Source organism: Brakhagea slesvicensis (genome assembly GCF_052161625.1).
Classification (GTDB): domain Bacteria; phylum Planctomycetota; class Planctomycetia; order Pirellulales; family Pirellulaceae; genus JBKCUI01.
Window position 1 is genome coordinate 3,130,549 of the sequence record NZ_CP197412.1, and the last position, 26,332, is coordinate 3,156,880.

A 26,332-nucleotide genomic window follows, 5' to 3' on the forward strand; every position below is an offset into this window, starting at 1 on the left:
TGAAATGGAGTCACCCGCATCCCGCGTCACGGTCAAGACGCTTCAAAGCATGAAACAGAAAGGTCAGCCGATCACCATGCTGACCGCTTACGATTTCCCCACCGCGCAGCTTCTGGATGAAACGGGAATCGATTGCATTCTTGTGGGCGACTCGCTCGGAATGGTCGTACAAGGAAAAGCGACGACTGTCCCTGTCACCATCGAAGAAATGATCTATCACGGCGAAATGGTTGCGCGCGCTACTCGCCGAGCGATGGTGATCGTCGATCTGCCGTTCCCCGTTGGCCAATTGGGAGTGACCCATACCGTATCGGTCGCGGCTGAGATCATGAAAAAGACACAGTGTCACGGCGTGAAGATGGAGGGTGGACATCAGCAGTCCGACTCGATCCGCGCGATGGTCGATGCCGGTATACCTACCATTGCCCACATCGGTCTCCGCCCTCAGAGCGTTCATGCTTTAGGCGGTTACCGTGTTCAGAGAAATGGTGAGCAGCTGCTGGCGGACGCAAAAGCAGCGGTGGATGCTGGGGCTTTCGCTGTCCTGATCGAGTGCGTTCCGGCCGAGTTAGCCGAGCAAGTCACCCAATCGATTGCAATCCCAACGATCGGGATCGGTGCAGGCAAGGGTTGCGATGGTCAAGTTCTCGTGACCAACGATATGCTCGGTTGGAACAGCGGTTACGTTCCCAAGTTCGTGCGGCAGTTTGCCGACTTGCGCGCCCAAGCGAAGATTGCCGTGGAGCAGTATCGCGAGGAAGTCAAGCAACGTACGTTTCCCGGTCCCGATGAGTCGATGAAGTAGGTTCGAGTTCAATCCGGAGGAGAAGCAGATGAAGAAGCTACTAAACAAAGGCGTTCGCGTTACCAAGCAGTGGATCGCTGCCGGGCTTGTTTTTTCGATTGCGAGCAGCGCATATCTTGTTGCACCTTCCAACGCACTGGCACAGGAAACGGTTTCGAAGGATGCGAGCAACGCAACGCCCAAAGTGGGTGACCAATCGCCCGATTATCAATGGACCCATCTCGATGGCCAAAAAGTGTCGCTATCGGAGCTTTTAAAGAAAGGGCCAGTCGTGATTGCCCTGCTTCGCGGGTATCCGGGGTATCAGTGCCCGGCGTGCACCAAGCAAGTAGGCGATTTGGTCGGTCTCTCGAAGGAGTTTGCTAGTCGCGACGCAAATGTGGTGCTGGTCTACCCCGGTGCGGTAAAGGATCTCAAAACCAAAGGAAAGGAGTTTCTCGGGAAAACGGAGCTGCCTAAACACTTCCACTTTGTGCTTGATCAAGACTATGGATTCACCAGTCGTTATGGACTGCGATGGGATGCAGACGCAGAAACGTCGTATCCGTCGACCTTTGTGATCGGTAAAGATGGCAAGGTCTTGTATTCCAAAATCAGTCGAACCCATGGTGGACGCGCTGAGGCGAAGGAAGTTTTAGCGGCGATTCCCCAATAAAGCCGCTCTCGCCGTTGAACCGATATGATTTTCTCGCTTTCCCGATCTTTTTTCTCGGCTTGATGAAATAAGTCTCCTTCGCTGGTGACTCGTTAGCGTAGTGTCCAACCCGAGTGACCCTCGGTGGTTGATCCTCTTCAAATGAGTCGACGGGAAAGCATGTCTTGGAATTACGAGCGCGAGATACGAAGCTTTGTCGAGCAACATGGCTCGGCATTGCTTCTTTACGCTCGCCAGTATTGCTCTAATCCCGATGACGCATTGCAAGAAGCGTTAATCGATCTTGCTCGTCGCGATACCCTCCCCGAAAGCTTGCTGAACTGGATGTATCGTGTTGTGAAAAACAAGGCGATGAACCAAACCCGGGCGGATAGACGCCGCTCCAATCATCAAGCGGTGGTTGCGTTAGCAGGGGACTCGTGGTTTGAAGAGGATCCATCGAATTCGTTGGATGCTAAAGAGGTTGCGGAATGGATTCGCGATCTGAGTCCGCTAGAGCGTGAGATCGTTACTTCCCGGATTTGGGGGGATCTTACGTTTGAACAGATCGCCGAATTGACCGACACCTCTGCATCGACAGCTTATCGCCTCTTTACGAAGAGCGTTGAGCAGTTTCGCAAACGATTTCAAGTGCATCCAGGAGGCAAGCCATGAGCATGGATCCCCATCAAGATTTCAAAATCGAAATCGAACAGCTTCGCAGCTTAAAGCCACGTACCCCAAAGCTTGATTGGGAACTTATTCGAAACGCGTCAAGCAATCGTCTGAATTCCGATTTGGCCAAGGCGGAACGAAACATAGTGTATGTGCATCAGCCCAGCAGGTCCGCTTGGCTTGCATGGGCATCCGGTGTCTTGGTCGGTGCCGCAGCGATGTTTGTGGCGGTCAAAATGATGCCTGTTAACGGTCCATCACAAAGGACAAGGTCACTACCATCGGTCGAGTCTCTCGCTTCTCAAGGTGCGGAGACTTTGGGTAAGCCAAAATCGTCTGACCTAGGATCATCGCGAGGATTTATCCGAAGGGCCGATTTGCGCGTTGTAGACCAGATGTTTTCGTTACGAGATGGTTTGGAGGTTCGCATTTTGACCGCAACCAAACTGGCTCCGGCGCAAGAATCATCGACAGCGAATGCGGAGGAAGCCAAAGCCTCCAGTCCATTCGATGAATCGAGGAATCAGCCGTTTGCTTCACCAAGGGTGATTACTCCTAAAGCTTGGGGGGCGGTTCTGAACGAGTGGGATAAGCCCACGACTTAGAGGGGGCGACCCCCCTCACCCCCAGCCCCTCTCCCCGAAGCGGGGCGAGGGGAGCCAAATCGCAATTTCGCGGAGCGAAATGCGACTATGGGGTTGGGCGGAGGGGCGAGTTCGGGCTGTTCAAGGGATTGGGGGCCTATTGTTTCGATACTGTTTTATTCATTCGATACTGAAGGTGCATTCATGTGTTCTCAAATCAATATCATCCGTCGTTTTCGTCGTATTCTGTTGCTCGGTTGTTTAGTAACACCTGTCAGTCTTTTGGTGACTTCCGTGTCTCGGGCGGATGATTACGAAACGGTGGTCGATCCAGAGAGTGGCATAAGCACTCGCAAGCGGTCGCTGGTGCTGCATCCGATGGCTGAACCGGTCCCGGCATTGAGCCTCCGGTTGCTTCCCGAGGCCTTTCATGTGAAGCCAGGTAACGCGGCAACTTACTATCTCAAGGCGATGGGGTTCTTTGAGCAGAATGCTGCGAGAGACGAGCTGAGTCGAATGCTGAAGGAGGCGGCGAGCCAAGCTAAGGAGCAGGGTAAGGAGTTGGCCGACGTGGCACCTTACTCGTACCTCGATATGGATCCGAGCGAATTGCCAGTGGAGGAAGTTCGCAAGTATCTCCAGCTATTCCGGTTCCAGCCCTTTTTGCTCGAGGAGGCGAGAATGCGATCGGTGTTTGAGTTGGATCGCAATATTCGCGAGGCGAGCAACCCCGTCGGTTATTTGCTTCCGGAGGTACAGGCGATGCGAGACTTGTCGCGAACGCAAAGCATCCGTTGCAGGCTTGCTATTGCGGAGGGGCGCACGGAGGACGCACTACGTGTGCTGTCACAGCAGATTGCACTTGCCCGTCACTTGGGGCAAGACGATTTCCTCATTTCCGGCCTAGTAGGAATTGCCATATGTTCCGTAGCGCAGTCGGATGCAATGTATTTGGTGCAGCGCAAAGATTGTCCCAATCTTTATTGGGCGCTAGCAACGTTAGCGGATCCTTTGGTCGGGTTTGAAAAGTCTCTGAGCATCGAAGCCAACTTCATTCCAATGCAATTCAAGTCGTGGGAGAGTATTACCGCGCGATATAGAGAGCCAAGCTACTGGGAACCGGTCATTGAGGAGTTTGCGACGTTTACCGAAGATTTTCCGATCGAACCGCCAGACGATCGCGGCAGGAGTGGCAGTAACAAGCCGCTAGGTAGTTTGCCACGCGAGGAGCGAGCTGCATTTATTCGGCGGGCGATTGAAGAAGAGCATTTGACTGCAAGAGCCTATCTTATCGCTGAACACCATATGGAGAAGTCGCAGGTCGATCGATATGGGAACGCCCAAGCGGTGTTTTTGGCTATGAAGCTTCATTATGAGCGAACTCGCGACTCATTCTTCAAATGGTTTCATGTGCCGAATCCGGATAGCTTGCATCAATTGGAGAGGATGGATGCGACGATGTCTGAGCCGAAGAGCCATTCGTTAGGAGTATGGACTCGTATGCCGTGCTCGCTCCTCCCTTCGCTTGCAGCGGCTAAGAAAGCGTCGATCCGAATGCAGCAGCAGATGGCGATACTGAAAGTTGTGGAAGGAGTCAGGATGTATGGTGCGATTCATGAAAGGACACTACCATCGACCCTTGGGCAGCTTCCTGTTCCGGCCTCTATGGATCCCGCGACGGAGCAGTCGTTCGAGTACGAAGTTCAGGGGGAGTCTGCAATTCTAAGAACTGCCCCGGTTGCAGGGATGCGGTTTGAGATATCGCTTCGATTTTCGAAGTAAACGCGAGACGAACGTGACGACTGGACTTTCGCTAGACAGGTCCATTTGGTGAAATAGGGGTTGAGTCCAGCGACGGTGGATCGAGTCGGATCCATCGCAACTCGCCGGGGCCCTTGTCCGGGCAAACTTTTCGGCGAGAGCATTTTCGCATTTGTGCGGTTTGCGGGGGGCTCAGGCCCTCCGGGAAACTCCTACATGAACCCAATCACATTATCTGCATCTTTGACCACGATGAGTTGGCAGCAGCGCGAGCGTTTGCTGTTGGCTCCTTATGCAATGTTTAGTGTGCAGAGTGCTGGTCGCGAGTTTCCAGAGGAGGTTCACCCTTATCGCGGTCCGTTTCAGAGAGACCGCGATCGAGTGTTGCACAGCGCGGCTTTCCGTCGGTTGAGTGGCAAGATGCAAGTCTTCACGGGGGACATGGGAGATTACCATCGCACACGTCTCACGCATACCAACGAAGTCTCTTCGTTGGCGCGAACGATAGGACGCACTCTGCAGCTCAATGAAGATCTCATCGAGGCGTTAGCGTTGCTCCATGACATCGGCCATCCCCCCTTCGGTCATTGCGGTGAGGACGCGTTGGATGAATGCACGCATGCAGTTGGAGGGTTCTCCCACAATCGATTCGCTTTGGAGTTGGTGACCAAAGTGGAACAGCGTTATACCCAGTACTCGGGTTTGAATCTGACGCGTGAAGTGTTAGCAGGGCAAGAGTTTCGTTCCGACAAGGATTCGGGGCGAGCTCCCATGTTGGAAATGCAGGTCGTAGATGCGGCGGATAGCATGGCGTATGACGCGCACGATGTCGACGACGCGATCAAGTTAGGGTTGTTGAGCTGGGAGCAATTGTCGGGACTTGGTCTGGTGCAGAGAGCCAAGCAGATCGCGCCGATCGAGGACGCAGCTCCAGAGTGGAAACGGCAAATGTTGGTGCATGCGTTGCTCGATGTCCAGATGCGAGACTTCCTCACGAATTCCTTGGAAACACTTCAAGACGTTCGGAATCTGGATACGACGGGGGTGCAGGATCTAGGGATTCGCCTCTCGATGTCGTCCGAGTTCGAATCGGACAAGGAGGAGTTGGAGGAGTTTCTTTTCGATCACGTGTATCGGCATCCCAAGCTCACCGAGATACGGCAGCGGGCTGCGACGCGCATTCACCAGTTGTTTCGATTGATCAAGTCGCATCCTGACCGGTTGCCAGTTCGATTCCAGGCTTGGGTGACACCTTGGGGATTGGAGCGAACGATTGCAACCTACATCGCAGGGATGACCGACCGATTCTGCGATGATCAGTATTTGCATCTGGTCGAAATGGGGCGACCCCGTGGGGCCGACTGGAGCTAGGCTCCTAGGAGTGACCAACCGTGTGTGGGCGATTTACACTCAAGACCCCCGTAGCCGATTGGTTAGAAAGCTTGTTTCCATCGGAATCGTTTCGCAAGCTGATCGACACGTCGCGCGTCACGGGCTGGGCACCCCGCTACAACATCGCCCCGACGCAGTCTATTTTTGTTCTCCGAGAGCAAGGGAACGGAATTCTTTGCATCGAACCGATGCGATGGGGTTTGGTACCCGCTTGGGCTGATACTCTTCAAAGCGCTTACAGCATGTTCAACGCGCGCAGCGAGACGTTGTTGGAAAAGAGTTCGTTCAAGAACTTAGTCCAAACCAATCGATGCACCGTCTTGGCGGATGGATATTACGAGTGGCAATCGACGGAGGGGAAGCAGAAGACTCCTTATTGGATCCATGCTCCAGGGGAGAGGCCATTTGGGATGGCTGGATTGTGGACGACCAATCACCGCATCCATCCGGGGCAGGATGTTTCGAGCGCGACGGTCATTACGGTTCCTGCAAACGACGATACCCGGGGGGTGCATGACCGGATGCCGGCCATGCAGTGGACAGGGGAAGAGGTGTTGGCGTGGCTTGCGGATCGGGGCAATGTGCGGAGCGAATCCGATCTGCAGGAGGAGCTAGCTCCGGCGGCGTCCGGTTCCCTGCAATGCCGTCGCGTGAGCCGCCAGGTAAACCGAGCGCAGGTCGATTTGCCTGGGCTTATTCTGCCTGACGACGGGCTTTTCGAGTCCTAGGGGAGTGTTCTTTTTTGGGGGAGTGAGCAAGCTAACGAAACTTTCCTGGTTTTGCGGGTCGTAGCTGATCCTCTGCGAAATCGTTCCTTGGCGATTCTTCTTTTCGAATGAATTCTGCTTGCCAGAACACCCTAGGCATCCCTTAAAATAGGGGCACCTCGCTCGGTCGCTCGGATTCTGACGACTTTCGGACCGGGGAGCATGTAACCTTCATCTAGATTCGTTGTTGAGATTCCCATGGCTGCATCGGATTCTGCCGTCGCTGAACCTATCGTTCGCCCCATTGCGAAAAAGCCTGCCCCCAAGAGGCCGCCGCGTTACAACGTGATTTTGTGGGACGATCCCATCCACACGTACGACTACGTCATCGAAATGATGCAACGCCTGTTCCATCATTCGGCGATCGAAGCGTTGAAGATTGCCGAAGAGGTCGATACGAAAGGGCGTGCTGTTTGCTACACCACGAGCAAAGAAGTGGCTGAGTTGAAGAGAGATCAGATTCAGGCATACGGGAGCGATCCGCACAGTTCGTCCCCCAACGGCAGCATGTCCGCATCGATCGAGCCGACCGCCGTGTAGGTCGCGCGAGGCCGTGCAGGCATCGAGACGGCAGGTTAGGGTCTGCTGTAGAGATGTTGGCGAGAGCAATCGATCAAACAGCGCTCGGCGAGTGCCGATCGACCCAACAGGAGTTTGCATTCCAGCGACGATCGATCGCATAGCGTCACTTCGATCGGCCACTGGAAGCCGCCGATGTAGAGAATGGTTTCGATCGATGGGCGCTGTTCGACGCATCCGCTAGACGAGCGGATCGTTCGGTCCGAGAGCCAGCGAGCTTCGCAGCGATAGGAGGATTGATCTCCGAGAACATCGCTCCAAGTTAGAAAGCGGATCCACGTTTCCCCTTTTTTTCGATAGCGTTCGATTCGGGTTGCGTGGAGGCTGGAAAGAACGGCGCCGGAGTCCAGTTTGGCGCTCATTTTGTCGATGCCGAACTCAGGGAGGGAAACCGATTCTCGCCAACCCATGACCAGCAAATCGTCCGCCGCGTCCGCGAACGCTCCTGCGTGGGTTTGCGTTAGATTGAACGGTGGCATCGAGGCGATAGCGTTCCGATATTGGGTCAAGGGGGAGGCATCGGTTTACCGATTTGCCGGAGATACTCTATTGTAAATAGCCCGGAGGAGTGACCATCGGAAAAACCAATGTTATAGGCGTAATTTCCGACAGGCCTCACCTCTGCAACGGCGAGCGGGGTCGTTTCGCTGGGGGCGAGGATCGCTAGTGGATTGGTTGGTTTCCCTTCGCTGGCTCGTTTCTTTTCCTTGCACGTTGCACAGGGGCAAGCGTCTCGGAGATGGCGAAAGGGGTAGTCGAGAATGGCGCCGTCGTCCCACTCGATTTCCAAGCTTCGTCGGGGGGACAGTTTCAACGATTTAGGTCGGTGCATCATCAGGTTACTCAGCCGTCGCGTCATACAGAGGAAGGTGGCGGTAGTATACCTCGAGGGATAGAAGGTTTAAGGTGGTCACGTAGAGTCTTCCACCGTATTCCCCCCAAGCGTCGGGGATCGGTCCTAGCGGGTCCCACGAGCCTGACCAATCTCCGTCTTGCACCTGCGTTCGAATCAACATGGGGTAGAGGTCTCCATACCACGCCTTCCATTTTTCCCCACCGGCATGGAACATGACTTGGGTGGCGTAGTACCAGTAGTACGTATCGCGAGATGGATTGGCGGGAGTTCCTTCGGCGGGGAGAAATCGCAAAAGCCAATCGGTACCGCGACGCATATTAGGATGGTCGCGTTTCCATCCTGTGTAGAGACGCATGAGGAGACCGACGCTGGTCATGACCGGGGTTGGGATGCGTCCATGTTCAGTGCTTGGCGTGTTGGCTTGCCAGTTGTAACGATACAAATAGGGAGCATCCCGCATTTGGGAATTCTCCAGCCATCGTTCGATTCCTTGATAGGCTTCTTTGGGTACGGAGAGACCTGCCAGGTCTGCGCTTTGGAACGCCATCATCACCCAACCGGTCACGCTCGTATCGGAGCCCACTTTTGGGAGGTATCGCCATCCTCCTCCCTCGGGGTCTTGGCTATCGACGAGAAAGTCGATGGCGGCTTGCGCACCCGAGCGGATCGATTCGTCCTGGGTCATCCCGTAGGCCTCGCACAGCGCGAGGCTTGCCATGGCGTGGCTATAGAGCCAAGCGTTTGCGTCGGAGACTTCGTCCTCGCGGCGGTACAGGTCCCCATTGGTTTGTTGTCCGGCGAGGAGCGAGTCGATGGCTCCTTTGCAAACCCGTTCGTATTTGAATTGTCGATGTGTGTAACCGGCGCCTTGAAAGGCGAGGAGGGCGAGTGCGGTGGCGGCCGTGGTGCTTCGCATTCGAACGGGTTGGTCAAAGTCCTCTAAATGCCAGGAGCCATCGGGTCTTTGGTGTTGTGCTAGAAACTGAAGCCCTCGTTCGATGGCGAGTTCGGTTTGAGGAGCTAGGGGGCCGAGGCTTTGAGAGGCTTGGGTTTCTCGTTCGCGTATGCGTTGGATCCGTTGTGAAAAAGCAGGAGTCGGAACGGGGACGCTGGAAGCGGCGATGCGAGGCCCGCCCGGGTCTGGGCGTTTCCATGGGAGGGACGAATCTCCGGCCGGCGCGAGCGATGGCAATTCTGACAATGGAAGAGCCGGAGCTTGCAACCCCGCTAAAGGAGGTTGGCTCCTCCTCGCGAGATCCGAGCTAGGTGCAGGTTGTGGGAGCGCGCCCTGGGGAAGTCCCTCGGCCGGTGTCATAGCGGTCTTGGCGCCGGTTCGGCTCGCGCGGGGAGCACGAAGGCTGGTATCCCGAGGGCCCGCCGTGTCGATCGGGGCGCTAGGCTGGCTCGAGGGGGAGGAAACGTTCGGTACGGGAACCGATGAACCCAACGGGGATACCAACGGGGATGCCGATGGGGTGGAGCCTACAGTCCCCGTTCTAGCGGGGCTGGGCTGGATCGCCTCGGTCGTTTCCAAGCGTGCCATACTCTCTGAGATATCACGTTCTACCGAACGCGTGTTCCGGGGTGATAACCGGGCCGGCTTGGCGATCGAGGAGCGGATGTTCTCGATCGGCGCGGGATCGCGAGGTGGAGTGAGGGGCGTTGCTGAAGGGAGTTGGGCTGGCGATGTTTCAATACTCTTCGGTGCAACGGTTTGCTCCGTCAAAGGCTCGATAGGGCGGAGTTCCGGGACTGCGATCGTATCGGTGTTGAGATTGGATTGCGGGATAGATTCGGGGCGTTCCCAATCGCGAGCTTGCGAAGCGATGGTGGGTTCCGCCGCGCTTTCTCGTTTCCTTTCGATAGAGAAGGTCCTTTCTGCAATACGGCTTTCCGGAGACTCTTGCGGGACAGCAAGTTGGACATCGGCGTGCTCGACCGTTTGTTTCCTTTCGGCGGGGATTGGTTCGAGAGGTGGCGGTTCTAATGGGATCGGTTTGAGGTAGTCAGGTCTGTCAGCAGGTTCGGACTTTGAGGTGGGTTCGTACGTGACCGGTGTACGTCGTTCTTGGGTGCGAACGTTTGTTTGTTGGGCCATTGCATCGAGTGAATCCCAGCCGGAAAAGAGGATCCAATGGCGCGCGGTAAGTAGAAGGGCGAGGTGGAGAGCGACACTAGCCAAGAGTCCGATTTGCAGGGATCGTTCGACGATCTCATTGGAGAGAACATGCGTCAGCATGGAGAGCGCGATCAATGCGGTCGGGACCCCGAGAATATACGTCCAGGCATTGCGAAGGGGATTGGGATCATCGAACGGCAGGAGCGTCAAAACCAAGTAGAGCACCAGTCCGCCGAGCAAGAAGTAAGCCGTGTCGAGCAGGAGGAGGCTGGTTGGGTTGTTGGCGGATCGGGAGCTCATGGTTCCGGTTCTGGCTCCGTGGCAATTTTGTATTTCGGGACATTGAGTTTGGTGCACAAGTCCATGACGTAAACCACTGTTTGCACCTCTGCGGTTTTGTCCGAGCGGATGATCACCACTTGTCCGATCGGGTTGTCCGCGACCGATTGTCGCAAAACGGTTTCCAGCTCCTTCAGGTCGACGTTTTGTCCGCTGACGGTGTAAAGGCCTTGATGATCCACATGAACGACCAATTCGTTTGGTTCCATGGTCATCGGTAGGGCATTGGCTGCAGAGGGCAATTGAACGGGCAGTTCACGATCTTCTTGGGCGAATCGAGTCGCGACGAGAAAGAAGATCAGCAGGAGGAACACGACATCGATCAGAGGAGTCAGGTTGAGCGACTCCAAGGCTTTCCCTTTGCGAATCGAGATCGGCATAGGACTGGTTGTAAAAAGTGGATTTGGATGACCTCAGGTGCGACGCGCTCCCCCAATCGCTCCCAAGTATATCGGAATACCCGTTTATTCATCCCGAAAAATCGTTAGCCATCCTTCCTCCGGGGGATGGAAACCTCGTCAGGGCTTGACTTTTTGTGTGTGTCGAGAATGATGCTTGCGGCTGCGCCAGCGCCAAACGATTACAATAAGCAACCGATCTGATGCGACTTTTTTCCCGACAGGGAGTTAAGTCGCATCTTTTTTTGCGTTGAAGGAGAAGAGAGAGATGACTGAATTCGTGTCGATGACTCGGGATGGATACAACCGGATCAAGGCAGAGATTGAGAGGCTAGAAACGGTCGAGATGCCGCTGATTGCGGAGAAGATCGCCGATGCCCGCGCCGAGGGGGATCTCAAAGAAAACGCGGAATATCACGCGCAGCGCGAGAACCAAGGGATGTTGCAGGCGAAGATCAACGCTCTCAAATCCAAGCTGAGCCGTGCGCACATTGTCGACACCAGTGCTCTGCCGAAGGATCAAGTTGCTTTTGGGGCGACGGTGAAATTAAAGGACCCCTGGGGCGATGAAGAGCTCTACACGCTCGTGGGTGCGGGGGACGAGGACTACGAGAACGGGAAGATCCTCTCGAGCAGTCCTTTTGGCGTTGCGCTGATGGGTAAGAAGGTCGGTGAGACTGTTGAGATTCAAGCTCCGAGGGGGACTTTGAAGTACGAAGTCCTCTCCATTGCATTTGAGGAATAAGCCGACTTATGGCCAAAGCATCCATGCCTTCGGAAGAGGCGACCAAAGACGTATCGCTGGGACCAGCCTGCCTGGTCCTGGGGATTTTCCTTTTGGTCGGAGTAAGTATTTTCTTCGTCTACATGTCGATCATGTTGATGGGGAATCAGGGGAAGGCGGCGGCTCGCTCCGTTCGCGAGCAATTGATTCCTTGGGTGGAGCAATCGTTGCTGAGCCAAGGGGACCGGCAGACGATCGTTTCCAAATTGGACGAAGTCGCCGGCCAGATGGAGCGAGAAGAGCTCACGTCACGACAGCTCACGCGATTGGGGATCCGTCTCACCGAGAGCACCATTCTCCAATGGGGGGCGGTCGAGCAATTGAATTTGATCGCTCAACGTTCCGAGCTCTCGGCGGAAGAAAAGGCCGAGTTTGCACTCACCTGCGATCGCTGGCTCCACTGCGCGAGCACGGGTCGATTGAATATGCAGGACATGGAATTTGGGACTCAAAACGTTTGCGTGAAGGAGCATCCCTCGGGGCGGCTCAAACCGAGGGACGACATCGATGAAACAGGCCTTCGCGAGTTCATGAGCCGAGTTTCTACGATGTGCGATCGATTCCAAATCCCAAAGGAAGAGTTCACGAAGAGCGTTTCTCAAGTCTTCCTCGAGGTGCTTGAAAGTGGACTTGCAGAGAAGTGATCCGCCTGAGCCGCTTCCTTTTGGTGCGGAGCATTTCATGCGACGGGCTATCGAATTGGCACAGCAGGCTTCCCTCGAAGACGAAGTGCCGGTCGGCGCCATTATCGTGCATCGGCATTCGATCATTGCCGCAGCCTACAATCAGCGTGAACAGCTTGCAGATCCTACTGCCCATGCTGAGATGATCGCCATCACCCAAGCGGCTGCGCAATTGAAGTCTTGGCGCCTGGAGGAGTGCGAGCTCTATGTGACGCTTGAGCCATGTCCGATGTGCGCGGGCGCGATTCTTCAATCTCGAATTCCTCGTGTCTTTTACGGGGCATTCGATCCGAAGGCAGGGGCCGTCGATTCGCTGTATCACTTGCTCACCGACAGCCGGCTCAACCACCGCTGCGACGTTTATGGCGGTATCTTGGCCGAGGAGTGCGGTCGATTGTTGACCGAGTTCTTCGAAGCCAAACGGAGGCTTGGAAAGAAGTAGTTATTCTTCGGGACCTACGCCTTGGTTCCGAACGCTGTATCAAACCAACGGACCAAATCGCGGTGAAGCGATTTACCTAAGAACCAAGCGTTCTGCGCGTAGCGAGGGGCGAGTCGCTTAGGATCGGTAAACGTTCGATAGAGCCATTCTGCTCCGATGGTTTGGAGTAGTCGCGGTGCCCGTTTGGCTTTCCCGGCTACGAAATCAAACGATGCGCCCACTTGGATTGCTAGCGGCACATTCAAAGCCTCCAAGTTGTCTTCGATCCAGAATTCCCCTTTGGGCTGTCCGAGCGCGACGAGGAGCACATCCGGCTTGCAATCGCGAATGCTTTGAAGCTGACTTTGCTTTTCATCCTCGCTCAGATTTCGGAAGGGAGGGCAGAGGACTCCGGCGATGCAGCAACCAGGGTACTTTTCCACGAGAACGCGCGCGGCCTTTTCCGCGATTCCTTCGGCAGCACCATAGAGAAAGATGCGAAGCTTGGTCTTGGCGCTTCGTTCTGCAATTCGGTAGATCAAGTCGGCTCCGGTGACCCGTTCGGGAAGTTGGACTTGTTCCAAACGGCTTCTCCATTGCACCGGTTTTCCATCGCACAGGACCAAAGCCGCTCGCTCGGTGAAAGCGCGCAGTCTCGGATGTTGGTCGCAAAGCATGGCGTAATTCAAGTTCGCGGTGATCGCAACGCTCGGTTTCCGTGCAGCGACGATGGACTCAATGCGGTCCAAGGTCTCTTCCATCGTGATCGCATGGAATCGAACTCCCCAAACCGTTGCTTCGGGGAGAGGAGGCAATGGGCGTGGAAGGGACGCTGGGCGCTGCGATTCTGTCTGAAGGAGCGCGTATCGCGAGCTTTCGATTTCCAGCAAACGCGACTCCAACGTCTTCTCGATCGTATTGTCATCGATCGAAGGTTCGGTGGATCGGAACGGAGCGATCGCCAGTTCGACCTTGCCGGAGGTCGGTGGCTTCTTGGGCGCGCGTGGAAGATAGATCGAGGTTGTTTGGGAGTAGGGGATCGATTCGTTGGACTGATTCGACATGGTTGCATCCTCGCAGGAAGAGTGGGGCTCAAACCACCTTCGAACGAATGTCTTGCTGGTCGACGAAGCTGGCGCTGAACCGTAGGTCACGCCATCGCTGGACGCAAATCGACTTGGCGTGCCTCGCTTCGCAGTCCGCGCGGGTTTATCGATTGCACCGGATAAACCATTTGGGAGGTCTAGGGAGCTTGCCAGGCGAATCACGCCGGCGATTGAACAGAAGTTGGGGTGTTGGAATCAGCCCAATCTCGCATGCCAGCCCATCGCGTGCTCTTCCGCTAGCACAGGTGCATCAAATAGTTTTGAAAGATGCTCGCTTTGAAAGGACTCACGTTTCGGTGAATCGGAAAAGATAGCGCCACCTTTTAGCATGACGACGCGTTCAAGCTGTGGAATAACTTCCTCGAGATGGTGGGTGACCAACAGGAGTTGAATTCCTTGTTCGGCCATAGCGGACAAACGAGTGAGCAAACGACTTCGGGAAAGCAAATCGAGTCCCGCGGTAGGCTCATCGAGCAGGAGAGCTTGCGGGTTCAGCACCATGGCTCGCGCGAGCATCACCCGTCTCCGTTCTCCCGTGGACAGCCAACCAACGTGTTTGGGGCTGGCAGGGTCCAATTCGAAAAAGCGGAGCCAGTGGTGGGCTGCTTCGATCCGCTCGGGAGTGTTCTGCTGGTCGGTCGTCTCCAGTTCGGAGGAATCGAATCCTGTGAGCACAGCTTGGAGAGGGGTCAGTCTGCCGCTGCGGCCTGCGGTGAAATGGAAATCGATTTCCGATGAGACAAACCCCAGTTTCTTTCGGAGCTCCCAAACATTCCAATCTTCTTGTCCGAAGAGTTTGACCGTCCCCGTCGATTGCTCCAGGACCGAAGGGTAATAGAATCGCATCAGCAGTTTCAGGAGTGTTGATTTGCCGGAGCCGTTGGGGCCAAAAACAACACAATGCTCTCCCGCGTCGATACGAAGAGAGGGAATCCCAAGCAACCGAACACCATTTCGTTCGACGGCCACATCCGAGAGCTCAGCAAGAGGCTCGGGCATCAGTTGATTCCGAATGGCCCGACCCATTGATCGCGGGAGGGTTCTGGTTCCAGGTTGCAAGGAGAGCCGGTGACGATACTCATCATGAAACGATTCGCCGCGAGCAACATTGCGGTTGACAGTTCGTCCGGTTCGTCAAAGGAATCGAGTTCACTTTGAAGCTGCCAGAAGGTGTAGTTCAATGCGGCGCGGTGAGCCAGGCGCATCGCATTGTTCAGAGATTGTTCCGAGCAGAGGTTGGATCCCTGGCGTTGTGCGAACAAGAGAGGGAGGTCTCTCGCATCTTTCCAGTTGGAGAGCGAGCCGCCCAAGGCTGGGGCGGGGCCGCTCAACGACACGACACCTGCGATCCGTTCGGCGTACTGCAATCCGATCCATTGTGCGAGCGTTCCGCCGCGGCCGAACCCGACGAGAAAGATCCGGCCTGGATGGACAGGTAAGGTTTCCAGGGAAGCTGCAATGCATTCCCAAACAACGTCTTCGGCGTACGCGTAGTCGGCGCGGGTATCGCCCCAGCGAAAAACGCGACGCTTGGCATGGCTCCGAATATTTGCTCGGGGAGCGACACCGATGTAGTTCTGATCGCTCAAAGACTCCATCACCGGAGTCAATTCCATCTCACTACTGTCATCACTATGAAGCCACACGACCAAAGGGTAGTCGTAGGTGGATGTGAAGCTTTGGGGCAAGAAGATTTGGTGGGGAACATCGATCGGCAGAGAGGAATCGAAATCGTCGATCGGCAATCCTACGGCTGGCTTTCGGTCGGAGTAGGAAACAGACGGAGCCAGCAGAGTAGGGAGTCGATTCATCGAAAGGTTCCTGTGAATGCCTATTCGTGGAGTCGCGTGGGGTCGCGGCTGGGATGGTGAAGGTTTTAGAGGAGGAAATCCCGTGCCGTCAATGGCGTATGCAGGAAGAAATTCGGTCGGCGCAATGTCCGACCGAATGCTTGCATTTACAGAGAAGAAGCTACGCCGAGGCGAGCAATTGACCCATGGTCGCGACGAGAGACTTGACCGCGTCGACGCTCTTTTGAAACGCGGCTTTTTCGGAATCGGTGAGTTGAAGTTCAACGATCTTTTCGACTCCGCCGCTGCCGATCACGACAGGGACTCCCACGTAGTAACCGCCGACGCCGTATTCGGCGTTGCAGAGAGCTGCGCAGGGAACCAATCGCTTTTTGTCACGCACCACGGCTTCCACCATTTGGGCGGTAGCTGCGGCGGGTGCATAGTAGGCCGATCCCGTTTTGAGGAGGGAAACGATTTCGGCGCCGCCATCGCGCGTTCGCTGCACGATTTGTTCGAGCCGTTCGGGGGTGATGAGTTGGGTAACGGGGATACCGCCCACGCTGGTGCAGCTCGCGATCGGAACCATCGTGTCGCCATGTCCACCCATGAGCATGGCCGAGATGTCTTCGACGCTCACGTTGAGTTCCATGGCGAGGAAGGCGCGGAAGCGAGCGGTGTCGAGCACGCCTGCTTGTCCAATGACGCGGTGCGAGGGGAACCCGAGAACTTGGTAAGCGCGTTGGACCATCGCATCGAGAGGATTGCTGACGACGATAACGACTGCGTTCGGACTGGTCGCTTTGACTTGCTCAGCCACATTCGTGACGATCTTTGCATTGGTGCTGAGCAAATCGTCACGGCTCATGCCAGGCTTTCGCGCGATACCCGCGGTGATTACGACGACATCGCTGTTCGCTGTATCCGCATAGTCAGTGGTTCCGACCAATCGGCTGTCGAATCCCATGATCGGGGAGGCTTGGAAGAGGTCCAACGCCTTCCCTTTGGGCATATTCTCGGTTTGGGGAACATCGAGCAGAACAACATCCCCCAGTTCGTTGGCCGCGCACCAATGAGCACAGGTTGCACCCACATTACCAGCCCCAATGATCGTAATTTTCGCGCGTCGCATGAGATATTGCCCTGTAGTGAGTTGTCAATGACAATGGAGGTCGATTTCGATCGACGAAGTATGTCGCGGCGAGAGCGACCGTCAAGAGGCATTGAATATCCCGAGCGATCGGCCAGCCGCTTCCCCATGCAGTTCTATCAGACCCGAATCCAGTTTCCTGCGGTCCGACGAGGCTGCCATCTCATCACGGAAAAAATCCTGGAGTCTTTGCCAGAGTTGAGGAAAATCCAGGTCGGGACGCTGCATTGTTTCCTGCAGCACACGTCGGCCAGTTTGAGCATCAATGAAAACGCGGATCCGGATGTCCGAGTCGACATGGAGCTGGCCTTGGATCATGTCGCCCCCGAATCCCTGAACTACATTCACACGATCGAAGGGCCGGATGACATGCCTGCACACGTGAAGTCGACCTTGATCGGCTGCAGTTTGCAGATCCCCGTCTCCGCTGGCCGGCTCGCCTTGGGAACTTGGCAGGGAATCTACCTCTGCGAGCATCGCAATCAGGCAACCCCGAGGTCGCTCGTCTTAACGTTGATGGGAATCGAGTGAGCCTCGAGCTGCGGTCCAAAACCGGTCGCTTTCGCGAAAAATTTTGGGATCTCCAAATAGTACGTTCAGCTGGCGATTTACGGTTGCATAGTTCGCTTGGAGGGCGGATGAAGGAGGCGTTTCCCACCTCCGCATGCCCGGTCTTGCACAAAAACACATTGGCGGGTGGTTAGAAGAGTGAATCTTCCGTGAAAGTCCGTTGAAGACTTTTCGCCGACCGCTACTCTAAAGCGTTCTTCCCTCTTCTTCTCCAGAGGGCAGTTCCTTTCTTGGCACGGCGGCCGCTGTCTTCTTTCTGATTTTCGATTTTCATATCGGAGTAGTTATGTCTTTCGTTCGTCGACCACGCCGCGGTTTTACGCTGGTGGAATTGTTGGTTGTCATTGCGATCATCGGTATTTTGGTGGGATTGTTGCTCCCCGCCGTGCAAGCAGCCCGAGAGGCAGCCCGCCGAATGGCTTGCTCCAACAATATTCGCCAGCTGGGACTGGCGATTCACAATTTCGAGTCTGCCAATCGCAAACTCCCGCCATCGAGCGTTCAATACAGCAATACCCAAACCTTTGCTTCCCCGGTTACTGAGCTCAGTCAATTCATCAAGGCTGGCACCACCGGATTGAGTGGGGCCCACTATGCCAAGGGCTGTTTCATGGGTTCCATCCTCCCTTACTTGGAGCAGCAGAACGTGCTGAACCAGGGAACGGGTTATGACGTCCGCCTTGACTGGTTTGATCCCGTCAACCGACCGGCTGCATCGAGTGTGATTCCTGTCTACGCCTGTCCATCCAATCCCCGATCCGACCGATTTGTTGATACAACGCGCCTTGGGTCCGGAGATCGAACGACATTTGCCGGTAGCGTGGATTGGCGCCCCGCGACGGCCGACTACATGGCGGTCACCCGAGCTTCCAATAACGCGACCGTTTGGAACAACGTGACGGGAAGCAATCCCGCTTTCCCAGGAGCCGATGGAGTCTTGGGGATATTGGCTGCCAATCGTTTTTCGCGTTTCGGTTCGGTTTCGGATGGACTGAGCAACACAATCATGATCGCAGAGGCCGCAGCTCGTCCCGCGCGTTGGGAAGTCGGTCGACAGCTTGAGGAATATGCAGGAGGCACGACCGCCTACATGAATGGACCTTGGGCTCACTCGGGCAACGATATTGCAGTCGACGGCGCCTATCTTTGGACCGACACCACGACGGGATTCCGCCGCGCCTCGAACCTCAATGCGAGCAACTTGACCGCACCGCGCTGTGCGCTGAATTGCACCAACCAAGGAGAAATCTATGCGTTTCACACCGGGGGTGCCCACGCCTGCTTGGGAGATGGATCGACCCAGTACTTGAGCGCCAACATCGACTTGCGAGTCCTGTACTTTCTGTGCGTCCGCAGCGATGGGATGGTTGCGAGCGTGAACGAGTAACAGCCGTTACAGACGTTGCAATGAGACCCATTGATGATGGAGAGAGCCCAGTATTCTGCTGGGCTCTATGTCTTTCTGGGGCAATCGGTTTGCAATTCAAGTCCTGGTGCCGACAATGGAGGGATTGCATCGCCAAGGATCCCAATCGTGAACGACCGCCACACCCGTCCAGAACCTACGCCTGAGTCCGAAATTCTACCTGCGAGCGGGCCCGTTCGATTTCGGACCCTTCGCTATTTGTCGTCCTTGGGGCCGACGGAACTGATCAGCGAGCTGTGGGACTTCCTTGGAGCTTGGTATGCCACGCGAAACTGGAAAGCCATTCTCGCGATCATCCCACCTCTCCTTCTCCTCATGACGCTAGGCGGATTCGTCTTGGCGGGCAGATTGCGATCGAAGGAGTCTCTCAAGGCTTGGTACCGCGAGCAGGCCAGTGAGGCAGTCGGGCTCCAGTTGGATGGCACGCCCACGGAGAACTCGGATCTGTTGCAAAAAGAGCGAACTCCGCAGGAAGAGGCCCGGGTCGACCTACTTTTCAAACGGATCCTGCAGTTAGGGGACGACAATCAAGAAGCGCGTTACTTCGTCGCCGTTCACAATCTGCGTCAGGGAAAGATTGCGGTCGCCCGATCGATGATGGAGAGTTTGGCACCGGCCGATGCAATGGGGCTGGATCTCGCCCACGCTTGGCTGGCCGAAGACATGTATCGCCGATCGGTACAAGGGGAGGCGATCAATCCGGTGGTGATCAAGCACCATCTGAAGAGTTCGCTGGAGAATCCTCGCATTCAATACGATCCACTGCTTTACGTTCTCTATGCGAAGCTTTTGGAACAAGAGAGCGATATCGACGGTGCGGCGCGGGTTCTTGCTCGAGCGAGTGATCAGGAACCCAAATTGCAGTTGGAACCGATTCTCCTCTACGCCCGAAGGGGGCTTGGGAATCAAGCCATCGTGACGGCTGACGTTCTCATCGCGAAGCTCGGACCGAAGACAACGGATCCGCGAATCAGTGAGGAAGAACGCATTGCTGCTTACTTGACGATCGCGCGGGCTTATCAGATTACGAATCGCGTGGACGAGACGGTCCCCGTGCTCCAGAAAGGGCTTTCGATTGCACCGAATCACCCCGACTTGCGCCGGACACTCTCCGATACCTATCGGATCAAATTCCGGATGAGTATGTCGAGTGCGCAGGGCCGAGGTCAGGCCTCCATGGATACGCTCAATGCGGCCATCGCAGCCGACCCAACCAATATCGCCATCCAATCGGAGCTTTCGCTCCTCAGTCAATTGGGAATTACCTCGACGCAGGCCAACCGGGAAGAGCTCATCAAACTGATCGCGCGTCAGGGGGCTTCGACGACGGTCCGCATGCTTCTCGCGGAATCCGCTTTCGGGCGAGGGGACTATGCCGCAGCGATCAACGATTACGAATTGGTCCTGGCCGACCTTCCGACTATGACGATCGCCTTGAATAATCTCGCGATGCTGTACACCAAGATCGATCCCCCTCGCTTGGACAAAGCGAAGGAGACGATCGATCGCGCGATCGCTCTTTCGCCGGATGTCGCGGAGTTTCTCGATACCCAAGGTGATGTCGCGATCGCATCTGGAAACGCAGCGGCGGCAATCGAAGCTTACAACAAGGCTCTGGAGCGGGGGCCGGAACGATTGCAGACTCGCGATAAACTGATCGCGATCTATGAAAAAGAGAACCGTGCCGAGGATGCGCAAAAGCAAAGGGAGCTTCGCGTGCAAGTGGAGAACCGCCTCAAGGCAGTTCAGGAACAGATGGCGAAATCACAAGCGGCCAACGCGGATGCATTGAAACAAAACGCTGCGCCGAAGATCCCGCCGGCTAATCCACCGGCTAGCTCACCGAATTCTCCCTCGGGCTCCGATAAGCCCGCGATCGAGTCATCGAATTCACCGACCGAACCAACTGCCGAAAGTGCGAAGCCACCTCAATAGATTGGGCCTGTTGCGCTGAGGGACTCGTTTATTCGTCGCGAAGACCTAAGCGAGAGAGCCAGTTGCCTCGCGGACGACGATTCGGAATGGGTTCTTCGCCGTTTTCCGGAGTGCTTTGCATCGGTTGCATGGCTTCGAGGCTTCGCAGTTTCTCCTGCAATTCCAGTCGTTCACGCGCCAGTTTCGCGCGTTCTAGCGACATTTCGATTTCGCCTTGCCGCTGTTTTTGTTCCCACTCTTCCTGCAGTTGTTTGAGCCGTTGACGTTCTTCGACGATCAACTCGTCCGCTTCGATAATCTGGGCCACAGCGGCCGCTCCGACGGCCATCCCGTTCGAGGCGACCGCTTGCTGTTCGAGCAAGCTCTTCAAGTCAGCGATTTCCCGGTCCCGTCGTTCGACTTCGTGGGTGGTACGGTCGACGATTTCTTGGATTTCCAGAGTCTTCTTTGAATCCGCCGCGCCTTCGTTCGACTCTTCTTCCAGCTGTCGCAACCAAGCCTGTTTTCGTTCTTCCCAGCTCCATGCCTCGGTCGAAAGACTTTTCGGTGATTGGAATTGGGCCAGACGAGTGCTCAAATCGTTGCACTGAAGTCGTAGTTCAACGCTTTCATGACGCGCTTCGATCAATTGGCTTCGTACCTCTGCCAATTGTTGCTGAAGTTCGTTTTCATTCTCGCTCCCGATGCTGGGGCCGATTTCGTTTTGCAACAGGGCTACTTGCTCCTGCAATCGGTCTACTTCTAAGCGAAGCTCGCGTTCCCGTTCCATCGCCTCGTTGCGAATGGAATTGGTGAGTTCCTCGATGTCGTCTTTCTCGATAAAGTCGAGCAGCGCTTGGTACTCGGTCCGGGCGTTTGCGAGCAGGTTGTTCAATCGAGCGTTTTCGAGCTTCAGCGATTGGATCAATTGATCCATGGAATCGAATTCCACCTCGCGATGGAGAGCAGGCGATTGCGCTAGCTTGGCTTCCGCGGTATCGATCGCATGTTGCAACTGCTTTTGCATACGCTCGATGTCGATGCGTTCGCGTTCCAGTTCGCCTGCTTTGCGAACGATTTCCGCCAGTTTTTCATCAATGCGGTGAATGAGAAGATCGGAGATAATCTCTCCGGTCTCGTCAACCTGATCGACCTCGTCCTGATCGACCTCGTCAACCTGATCCACCTCCCCGGCGTCGTCGACATGGACTTCGACCGCGTGGATTTCGATGGCGTCTGCCAAGGCCTGGATTCGTTCCACGGACTGCTCCAACTGGAGGACCGTCGGTTCGACAGGTTCGAGGCTATCTGGAGCGATCGGGTCTGGGATAGGCGAGTCAGGTGCTGGCGAATCGATGACCGCATTTTCGTAGCTGGTCACGGTCCGCACAGCTTCGCCACGAACCGGCATAACCGGTTTGAGTTTTCTTTGAAGCTTTTGGGATCTACGCCGACTGCTTGACATGTTATCAATTCAAAAGGAATCCAGCGGGTCTAGAATTTTCCTATAGGAACGATAGGTTAATTCTGAGCCTTGCAAGCCAAATCATTGCAAGTTGGCGACGTGGGACCGAAAATCCTTGTCAAGCTATACCGATTATTCCGACCGCAAGTTTGGAACTGATTTATCTATGAGCCCATCCAGTGCACAAGACTTCTCCGAAATGAGCTTTGAAGACGCGATTGCCTCCCTAGAGCAGTCAGTCCGGAAGCTTGAGGGAAACTCGCTAGGCCTGGAGCAATCTCTCTCGGAATATGCCAAAGCGGCGACGCTGATCGCCCATTGCCAATCGAAACTCCATTCCGCGAAAAAGAAGATCGAGCAACTCAAGAGCGTGACTCGGAGTGGCACGGCGGTCACCGAAGCTTGGGAAGAACCAGAAGAGACCGAAGAGCCAAAATCCAAACGGCGCAAGCCATCCTAGCGGTTCTTCCAGGCCCAACGATGCAGGTTCCGTGAATCGGAGTAGCGAGCCGCCGATCCCGATGCTCCCAACACGACGACGAGCGTCCGTTCGCCATCTCGCTCGCTGCACGAAACCAGGCATGCCCCCGCAGCGTCGGTCGTCCCCGTCTTGACCCCGAGATATCCCTCGTAGTCGAGAAGTTGATTGGTATTCCTCCACAGGACTTCGCGGCGGTAGCCGACGGCGCTCGATACGGTACAGCGGTATTCACGGCATGAGATGACTCCGCTGAGTACATCCGACGCAATCACTTTGCTGGCGAGAATTGCCAACTCCGCGCACGTGCTCTTGTGATCTGGGTGGGTCAAGCCGTGAGGATTCTTGAACGTGGTCTTCTTCATCCCCAAGGCTTGTGCCTCTTGGTTCATCGCAGCCACGAACATCTCGAGTGGATCGCGAGATGCGTCCCAGCCTGCTGGCTTGAGACGTTCACCAAAGTGCTCCGCAAACGCAACCGAAGCATCGTTTCCTGAAGGAAGCATCAAGCCGTACAATGCTTCGCGAACCTTCAAGGATTCCCCGGCTCGTACGTCGGAGGTAGAGCCGATCGTTCCATCGGCACGCTCCGAGTAGGTGAGGATCTCCTCGAGGATCGCGGGATTCTTCTCCGCTTCCTTCGCGATGAGCCAAGCGGTCATCATCTTCGTCGTACTCGCGAAATCCAGTGGGGTATCATGTTGGCTCCCGTCGAGGACTCTTCCTGTTTTTGCATCGACTGCGACCCACGCTTTGCACGATACAAAGGGAGGGCCATCGAGCGCGTCTGCCGACCGCTTCTCCGGTATTGGACGAACCGGTTCAGGTTCCGAAGCAGCGATTCGAATCGGTCCTAGTTTCTCCCATGTGTTGGCATCGACCAGACCTGTCTCGGAGAGTTTATTCGCGTTTTGAAAGCGTTTGACAGCGGATTCTGTCATGCCTCCGAAATCGCCATCGACGGTCAGGTCTGGGGACGGGTTGAGTTTCTCGTTCAACGCGCGCTGGAGAGCTTTGACCAAATCACCGTTTGCACCGATTTTGACGATCTCGGGTTGGACGGCGGGTGAGCTCCCGGGTGGATTGAACCATTCCACAGAAGTGGAAGCAATTTTTGCGCAGAGCAATTCGGCCGCATTCGTATCTCCCCAGCTCGCGTCTTGGTTCTTAGAAGTCAGAACAACCATGGCGAGTGTGCCATGGGGTGTTCGAAACAATCCTGCATCGGTCCGAACGTCGTTGACCGAGCCGGTCTTGTGAAAAGCCTTCACGGCCTTCGGCAAATTGCGAACCAGTTTCGAACCATCCTCGCAGCTGGCGAGATGGGCGAGCATTTGTTCAGACGCTTTTTCGGAGATCAGTTTTTTTGCATGAAGCAGCTCTAGCAGTCCAAGCATTTCGGCGGCGGTTGTGCTGCCGAGACCGTATTTCTGGCTTCGCTCCGGTGCAACGGAAGTGTCGCGACGAAAGACTTTGGAATGAAGCTGGGTTTCGGGGAACCCCAAGCTTTGCATGGTCTTCGATGTGCTCTCCATGCCGATCTGATCGAGGACCAAGTTGGTCGCTGTGTTGTCGGAATAGCGGATCATAAGGCGAGCGATCGATTCGAGCGGGATTTGAGAGCCCGATTGAAAATGATCGGTCAGGATGCCGGAACCGGGGACCTTATCGGAATCCCGCAAGGTGACCAAGCTATCCAATCGCAATTTTCCTGCATCGACTTGGCGATAGAGTTCCACCAGCACCGGAAACTTGATCAAGCTCGCCGTGGGCATGACCATCGCTTCGTTGTGTTGGTAGAGTTCGCCGGTATCGAGATTTTTGATCGCGACGGCAACCTCTCCTTGGTGATCGCGAATGAGCGGGTCAAGTTTCGATGCGAGCTGAGCGTAGCTCGTTGCGCCAGGATGCACCCAAGCGATCGCGATACAAACAGCCATCCATTTCATTCGAAGATGAAGCATCGAGCACAGCATCCTTTCAACCCTTGCGAGTAAAGTTCCAATACAAAGAGCACTACTTGACAGGCTGATTGCCTTGATAGAACTCGAGTAGATCGCGACGAAGTTTTTGCAGAGAGGGTTCGTAAATATACATCATGTGTCCTCCTTCGTAGAACTTGGCTGAGATATTGGGGCGAAGGGATTTGTCGAGCATCAAGTGATCGACGGTGTTCATCATGGCGAAATGGGGCGTTGCGAGGTCTGTGTAGCCGCAGGCCAAGAAGAGTTTCAAATAAGGGTTGGAGGTCATGGCCTTCCGAAGCGTGTCGGTCCCATCCACGTATCGGCCTTCAAAACGGCGATAGCTCCAGGGTTGGACGTTCCCGGTCAAGATTTCGTAGACGCGGTCTTCGGTGTAGCGTAATTCCGTGCGAACGTAGTCGTTAAAGGTCGCGGTGAACGGACCGAAGATTGCGGCACCGCTCGCATCGTACTCGTAGGATTCCCCTGCGTTATCGCGATCGATCCCTTTGTACCGACTATCGAATCTCCCGATGGTTCGTCCATCCTCGCGAAGCAGTTCCTTTGCAAATCGGTCCATGTCGATTCGAAGATTGGATCGCTGGATGAACTTTGGTGAAAGCCCTGTCAATCGAGATGTTTGTTGGGCGATCGAATCGATTTCTTCCTCGCTTAATTTGGTGCCATTTAGGAGTGCGGTCGCGTAGGGGCCTGATGCGAACTTCTCGGCTTGCGCGACGACGTCTGCGATCGGTTGCGATTGCAATTCCGGTGCGAGGCGTTTGTGGTACCAAGCGGTAGCCGCATAGGTCGGTAGAAAAGCGATGTAGGGGAGATCGTTGCTGCCGCCAAATCGGAGCGTCTGGAAATTGATCACCCCCGACACGATCACGATACCGTTGAGCTCCATGTAGTAGCGGTCTTGCAGATAGCCGGCCAACCCCGCAGCTCGAATACCTCCGTAGCTTTCGCCCAGCAGGTATTTGGGACTGAGCCAGCGCTCGTATTTCGAGGTCCAGTCGTAGATGAATTGACCGACGCTTCGCAGATCTTCTTCGTAACCATGGAATTGCTCTTTGGATTCACCTTCGGCGGGACGCGAGTAGCCGGTGCTTACCGGATCGATGAATACCAAGTCCGTCGTATCGAGAAGGCTGTACGTGTTCGGTACCAGTCCATACGGAGGACGAATCGGGGTCGCGTCATCGGGGAAGTCGATTCGTTTGGGCCCGAGCATTCCTAGGTGAAGCCACACGCTGCTGCTCCCGGGTCCTCCGTTGAAGCAGAAGGTGACGGGTCGTTTCTCCTTGTGGGGGATATCGGTGCGAGTGTAGGCGATAAAGAACATTTCCGCCTTGTTCTTTTTGCCGTCTTCTTTCAGGACAAGTTTGCCGGTGATCGCCTGATAAGGAACCATTTTGCCATCGATCTCGACTTGCCCATCGGTGACGATCGTCTTCTCGGTGGAGTCCTTCTTTTCCTTAGATTTCTCGGAGGAGTCGGTGGAGTCGGAGGAGTCCGAAGTGGATCGCGATTCCTCTTTCGTTTCTTTTTCTTGAACGGCTACTTGAGCCGTTGCTTGGGGAAGTGCGAGGAGGGTGGTGAGGGGAAGCAGGAGCGCGAAGAGTCCCCAGCGGGATAAATGCGTGCCGAAGCGAGCCATGGAGAAACC

26 protein-coding genes are annotated in these 26,332 nt (G+C 55.4%); 15 read left to right on the plus strand and 11 right to left on the minus strand.

The window, feature by feature from the left end:
* The first annotated feature begins 4 nt into the window (after positions 1–4).
* The 8 genes from panB (at position 5) to SH467x_RS11790 (ending at position 7,158) form a co-directional block, all read left to right on the plus strand.
* Complete coding sequence (panB, locus tag SH467x_RS11755; RefSeq protein WP_482367313.1) at positions 5–805, plus strand: 3-methyl-2-oxobutanoate hydroxymethyltransferase; 801 nt, start codon at positions 5–7, stop codon at positions 803–805.
* 28 nt (positions 806–833) lie between these two features.
* Positions 834–1,460: a peroxiredoxin family protein gene (locus SH467x_RS11760; protein WP_482367314.1), complete on the plus strand. Its 627-nt coding sequence runs from the start codon at positions 834–836 to the stop codon at positions 1,458–1,460.
* Between the two features lie 159 nt (positions 1,461–1,619).
* Complete coding sequence (locus SH467x_RS11765; protein ID WP_482367315.1) at positions 1,620–2,114, plus strand: RNA polymerase sigma factor; 495 nt, start codon at positions 1,620–1,622, stop codon at positions 2,112–2,114.
* Positions 2,111–2,719: a hypothetical protein gene (locus SH467x_RS11770; RefSeq protein WP_482367316.1), complete on the plus strand. Its 609-nt coding sequence runs from the start codon at positions 2,111–2,113 to the stop codon at positions 2,717–2,719. The genes SH467x_RS11765 and SH467x_RS11770 overlap by 4 nt, the downstream gene beginning before the upstream one ends.
* 183 nt (positions 2,720–2,902) lie before the next feature.
* Positions 2,903–4,480, plus strand: a complete 1,578-nt coding sequence (locus SH467x_RS11775) for a hypothetical protein (protein WP_482367317.1) — start codon at positions 2,903–2,905, stop codon at positions 4,478–4,480.
* A gap of 195 nt (positions 4,481–4,675) precedes the next feature.
* Complete coding sequence (gene dgt / locus SH467x_RS11780) at positions 4,676–5,830, plus strand: dGTP triphosphohydrolase (RefSeq protein WP_482367318.1); 1,155 nt, start codon at positions 4,676–4,678, stop codon at positions 5,828–5,830.
* Positions 5,831–5,850: 20 nt separating this feature from the next.
* On the plus strand, positions 5,851–6,579 hold the full coding sequence (locus tag SH467x_RS11785; protein ID WP_482367319.1) for an SOS response-associated peptidase: 729 nt from the start codon (positions 5,851–5,853) through the stop codon (positions 6,577–6,579).
* A gap of 237 nt (positions 6,580–6,816) precedes the next feature.
* Positions 6,817–7,158 (plus strand): ATP-dependent Clp protease adaptor ClpS, encoded by a 342-nt coding sequence (locus SH467x_RS11790; protein WP_482367320.1) that lies wholly within the window; start codon positions 6,817–6,819, stop codon positions 7,156–7,158.
* Positions 7,159–7,193: 35 nt separating this feature from the next.
* On the opposite strand, the gene SH467x_RS11795 is transcribed toward SH467x_RS11790, so the two are convergent.
* Genes SH467x_RS11795 through SH467x_RS11810 form a run of 4 tightly spaced genes read right to left on the minus strand, consistent with a single transcriptional unit; the run spans position 7,194 to position 10,891 of the window.
* A complete protein-coding gene (locus tag SH467x_RS11795; protein ID WP_482367321.1) occupies positions 7,194–7,676 on the minus strand; it encodes an ATP-dependent zinc protease family protein in 483 nt (160 codons plus the stop codon).
* A 26-nt stretch (positions 7,677–7,702) separates the two neighbouring features.
* Positions 7,703–8,032: a DUF971 domain-containing protein gene (locus SH467x_RS11800; RefSeq protein ID WP_482367322.1), complete on the minus strand. Its 330-nt coding sequence runs from the start codon at positions 8,030–8,032 to the stop codon at positions 7,703–7,705.
* Between the two features lie 4 nt (positions 8,033–8,036).
* Positions 8,037–10,472 (minus strand): prenyltransferase/squalene oxidase repeat-containing protein, encoded by a 2,436-nt coding sequence (locus SH467x_RS11805; protein WP_482367323.1) that lies wholly within the window; start codon positions 10,470–10,472, stop codon positions 8,037–8,039.
* A complete protein-coding gene (locus SH467x_RS11810; RefSeq protein ID WP_482367324.1) occupies positions 10,469–10,891 on the minus strand; it encodes an ExbD/TolR family protein in 423 nt (140 codons plus the stop codon). The genes SH467x_RS11805 and SH467x_RS11810 overlap by 4 nt, the downstream gene beginning before the upstream one ends.
* A 286-nt stretch (positions 10,892–11,177) precedes the next feature.
* Between SH467x_RS11810 and greA the strand changes: the two genes are divergently transcribed.
* From greA to tadA, 3 genes are read left to right on the plus strand one after another with little or no spacing between them, the layout of a single operon-like run.
* A complete protein-coding gene (gene greA, locus SH467x_RS11815; protein WP_482367325.1) occupies positions 11,178–11,654 on the plus strand; it encodes a transcription elongation factor GreA in 477 nt (158 codons plus the stop codon).
* Positions 11,655–11,662: 8 nt separating this feature from the next.
* Positions 11,663–12,337: a hypothetical protein gene (locus SH467x_RS11820; RefSeq protein ID WP_482367326.1), complete on the plus strand. Its 675-nt coding sequence runs from the start codon at positions 11,663–11,665 to the stop codon at positions 12,335–12,337.
* A gap of 37 nt (positions 12,338–12,374) precedes the next feature.
* A complete protein-coding gene (tadA, locus tag SH467x_RS11825; protein ID WP_482367327.1) occupies positions 12,375–12,818 on the plus strand; it encodes a tRNA adenosine(34) deaminase TadA in 444 nt (147 codons plus the stop codon).
* 14 nt (positions 12,819–12,832) lie between these two features.
* Here tadA and SH467x_RS11830 read toward each other — a convergent pair whose 3' ends face one another.
* The 4 genes from SH467x_RS11830 to mdh all read right to left on the minus strand — a co-directional run bounded on the left by SH467x_RS11830 (position 12,833) and on the right by mdh (position 16,825).
* Entirely contained in the window at positions 12,833–13,861 is a 1,029-nt protein-coding gene (locus SH467x_RS11830; RefSeq protein ID WP_482367328.1) for a WecB/TagA/CpsF family glycosyltransferase, read from the minus strand.
* Between the two features lie 237 nt (positions 13,862–14,098).
* Positions 14,099–14,902: an ABC transporter ATP-binding protein gene (locus SH467x_RS11835; protein ID WP_482367329.1), complete on the minus strand. Its 804-nt coding sequence runs from the start codon at positions 14,900–14,902 to the stop codon at positions 14,099–14,101.
* Positions 14,902–15,714, minus strand: coding sequence for an alpha/beta hydrolase (locus tag SH467x_RS11840; RefSeq protein WP_482367330.1), 813 nt, complete (start codon positions 15,712–15,714; stop codon positions 14,902–14,904). The genes SH467x_RS11835 and SH467x_RS11840 overlap by 1 nt, the downstream gene beginning before the upstream one ends.
* Positions 15,715–15,874: 160 nt before the next feature.
* The gene (gene mdh / locus SH467x_RS11845; RefSeq protein ID WP_482367331.1) at positions 15,875–16,825 is read right to left on the minus strand and encodes a malate dehydrogenase; all 951 of its coding nucleotides are present in this window, start codon (positions 16,823–16,825) and stop codon (positions 15,875–15,877) included.
* A 126-nt stretch (positions 16,826–16,951) separates the two neighbouring features.
* On the opposite strand from mdh, the gene SH467x_RS11850 reads away from it, so the two are divergent.
* From SH467x_RS11850 to SH467x_RS11860, 3 genes are all read left to right on the plus strand, one after another.
* Positions 16,952–17,374: a secondary thiamine-phosphate synthase enzyme YjbQ gene (locus SH467x_RS11850; protein WP_482371366.1), complete on the plus strand. Its 423-nt coding sequence runs from the start codon at positions 16,952–16,954 to the stop codon at positions 17,372–17,374.
* Positions 17,375–17,699: 325 nt separating this feature from the next.
* The gene (locus SH467x_RS11855) at positions 17,700–18,800 is read left to right on the plus strand and encodes a DUF1559 family PulG-like putative transporter (RefSeq protein ID WP_482367332.1); all 1,101 of its coding nucleotides are present in this window, start codon (positions 17,700–17,702) and stop codon (positions 18,798–18,800) included.
* A gap of 33 nt (positions 18,801–18,833) precedes the next feature.
* Positions 18,834–20,774, plus strand: coding sequence for a tetratricopeptide repeat protein (locus SH467x_RS11860; RefSeq protein ID WP_482367333.1), 1,941 nt, complete (start codon positions 18,834–18,836; stop codon positions 20,772–20,774).
* 28 nt (positions 20,775–20,802) lie between these two features.
* On the opposite strand, the gene SH467x_RS11865 is transcribed toward SH467x_RS11860, so the two are convergent.
* A complete protein-coding gene (locus SH467x_RS11865) occupies positions 20,803–22,218 on the minus strand; it encodes a hypothetical protein (protein ID WP_482367334.1) in 1,416 nt (471 codons plus the stop codon).
* Positions 22,219–22,384: 166 nt separating this feature from the next.
* Here SH467x_RS11865 and xseB point away from each other — a divergent pair, with 166 nt between their 5' ends.
* Complete coding sequence (gene xseB / locus SH467x_RS11870) at positions 22,385–22,678, plus strand: exodeoxyribonuclease VII small subunit (RefSeq protein ID WP_482367335.1); 294 nt, start codon at positions 22,385–22,387, stop codon at positions 22,676–22,678.
* Here the strand turns inward: xseB and SH467x_RS11875 are convergent.
* The gene (locus SH467x_RS11875; protein ID WP_482367336.1) at positions 22,675–24,660 is read right to left on the minus strand and encodes a serine hydrolase; all 1,986 of its coding nucleotides are present in this window, start codon (positions 24,658–24,660) and stop codon (positions 22,675–22,677) included. The two genes, xseB and SH467x_RS11875, sit on opposite strands and share 4 nt — an antisense overlap.
* Positions 24,661–24,712: 52 nt before the next feature.
* The gene (locus tag SH467x_RS11880; RefSeq protein WP_482367337.1) at positions 24,713–26,323 is read right to left on the minus strand and encodes a S10 family peptidase; all 1,611 of its coding nucleotides are present in this window, start codon (positions 26,321–26,323) and stop codon (positions 24,713–24,715) included.
* Positions 26,324–26,332: the final 9 nt, after the last annotated feature.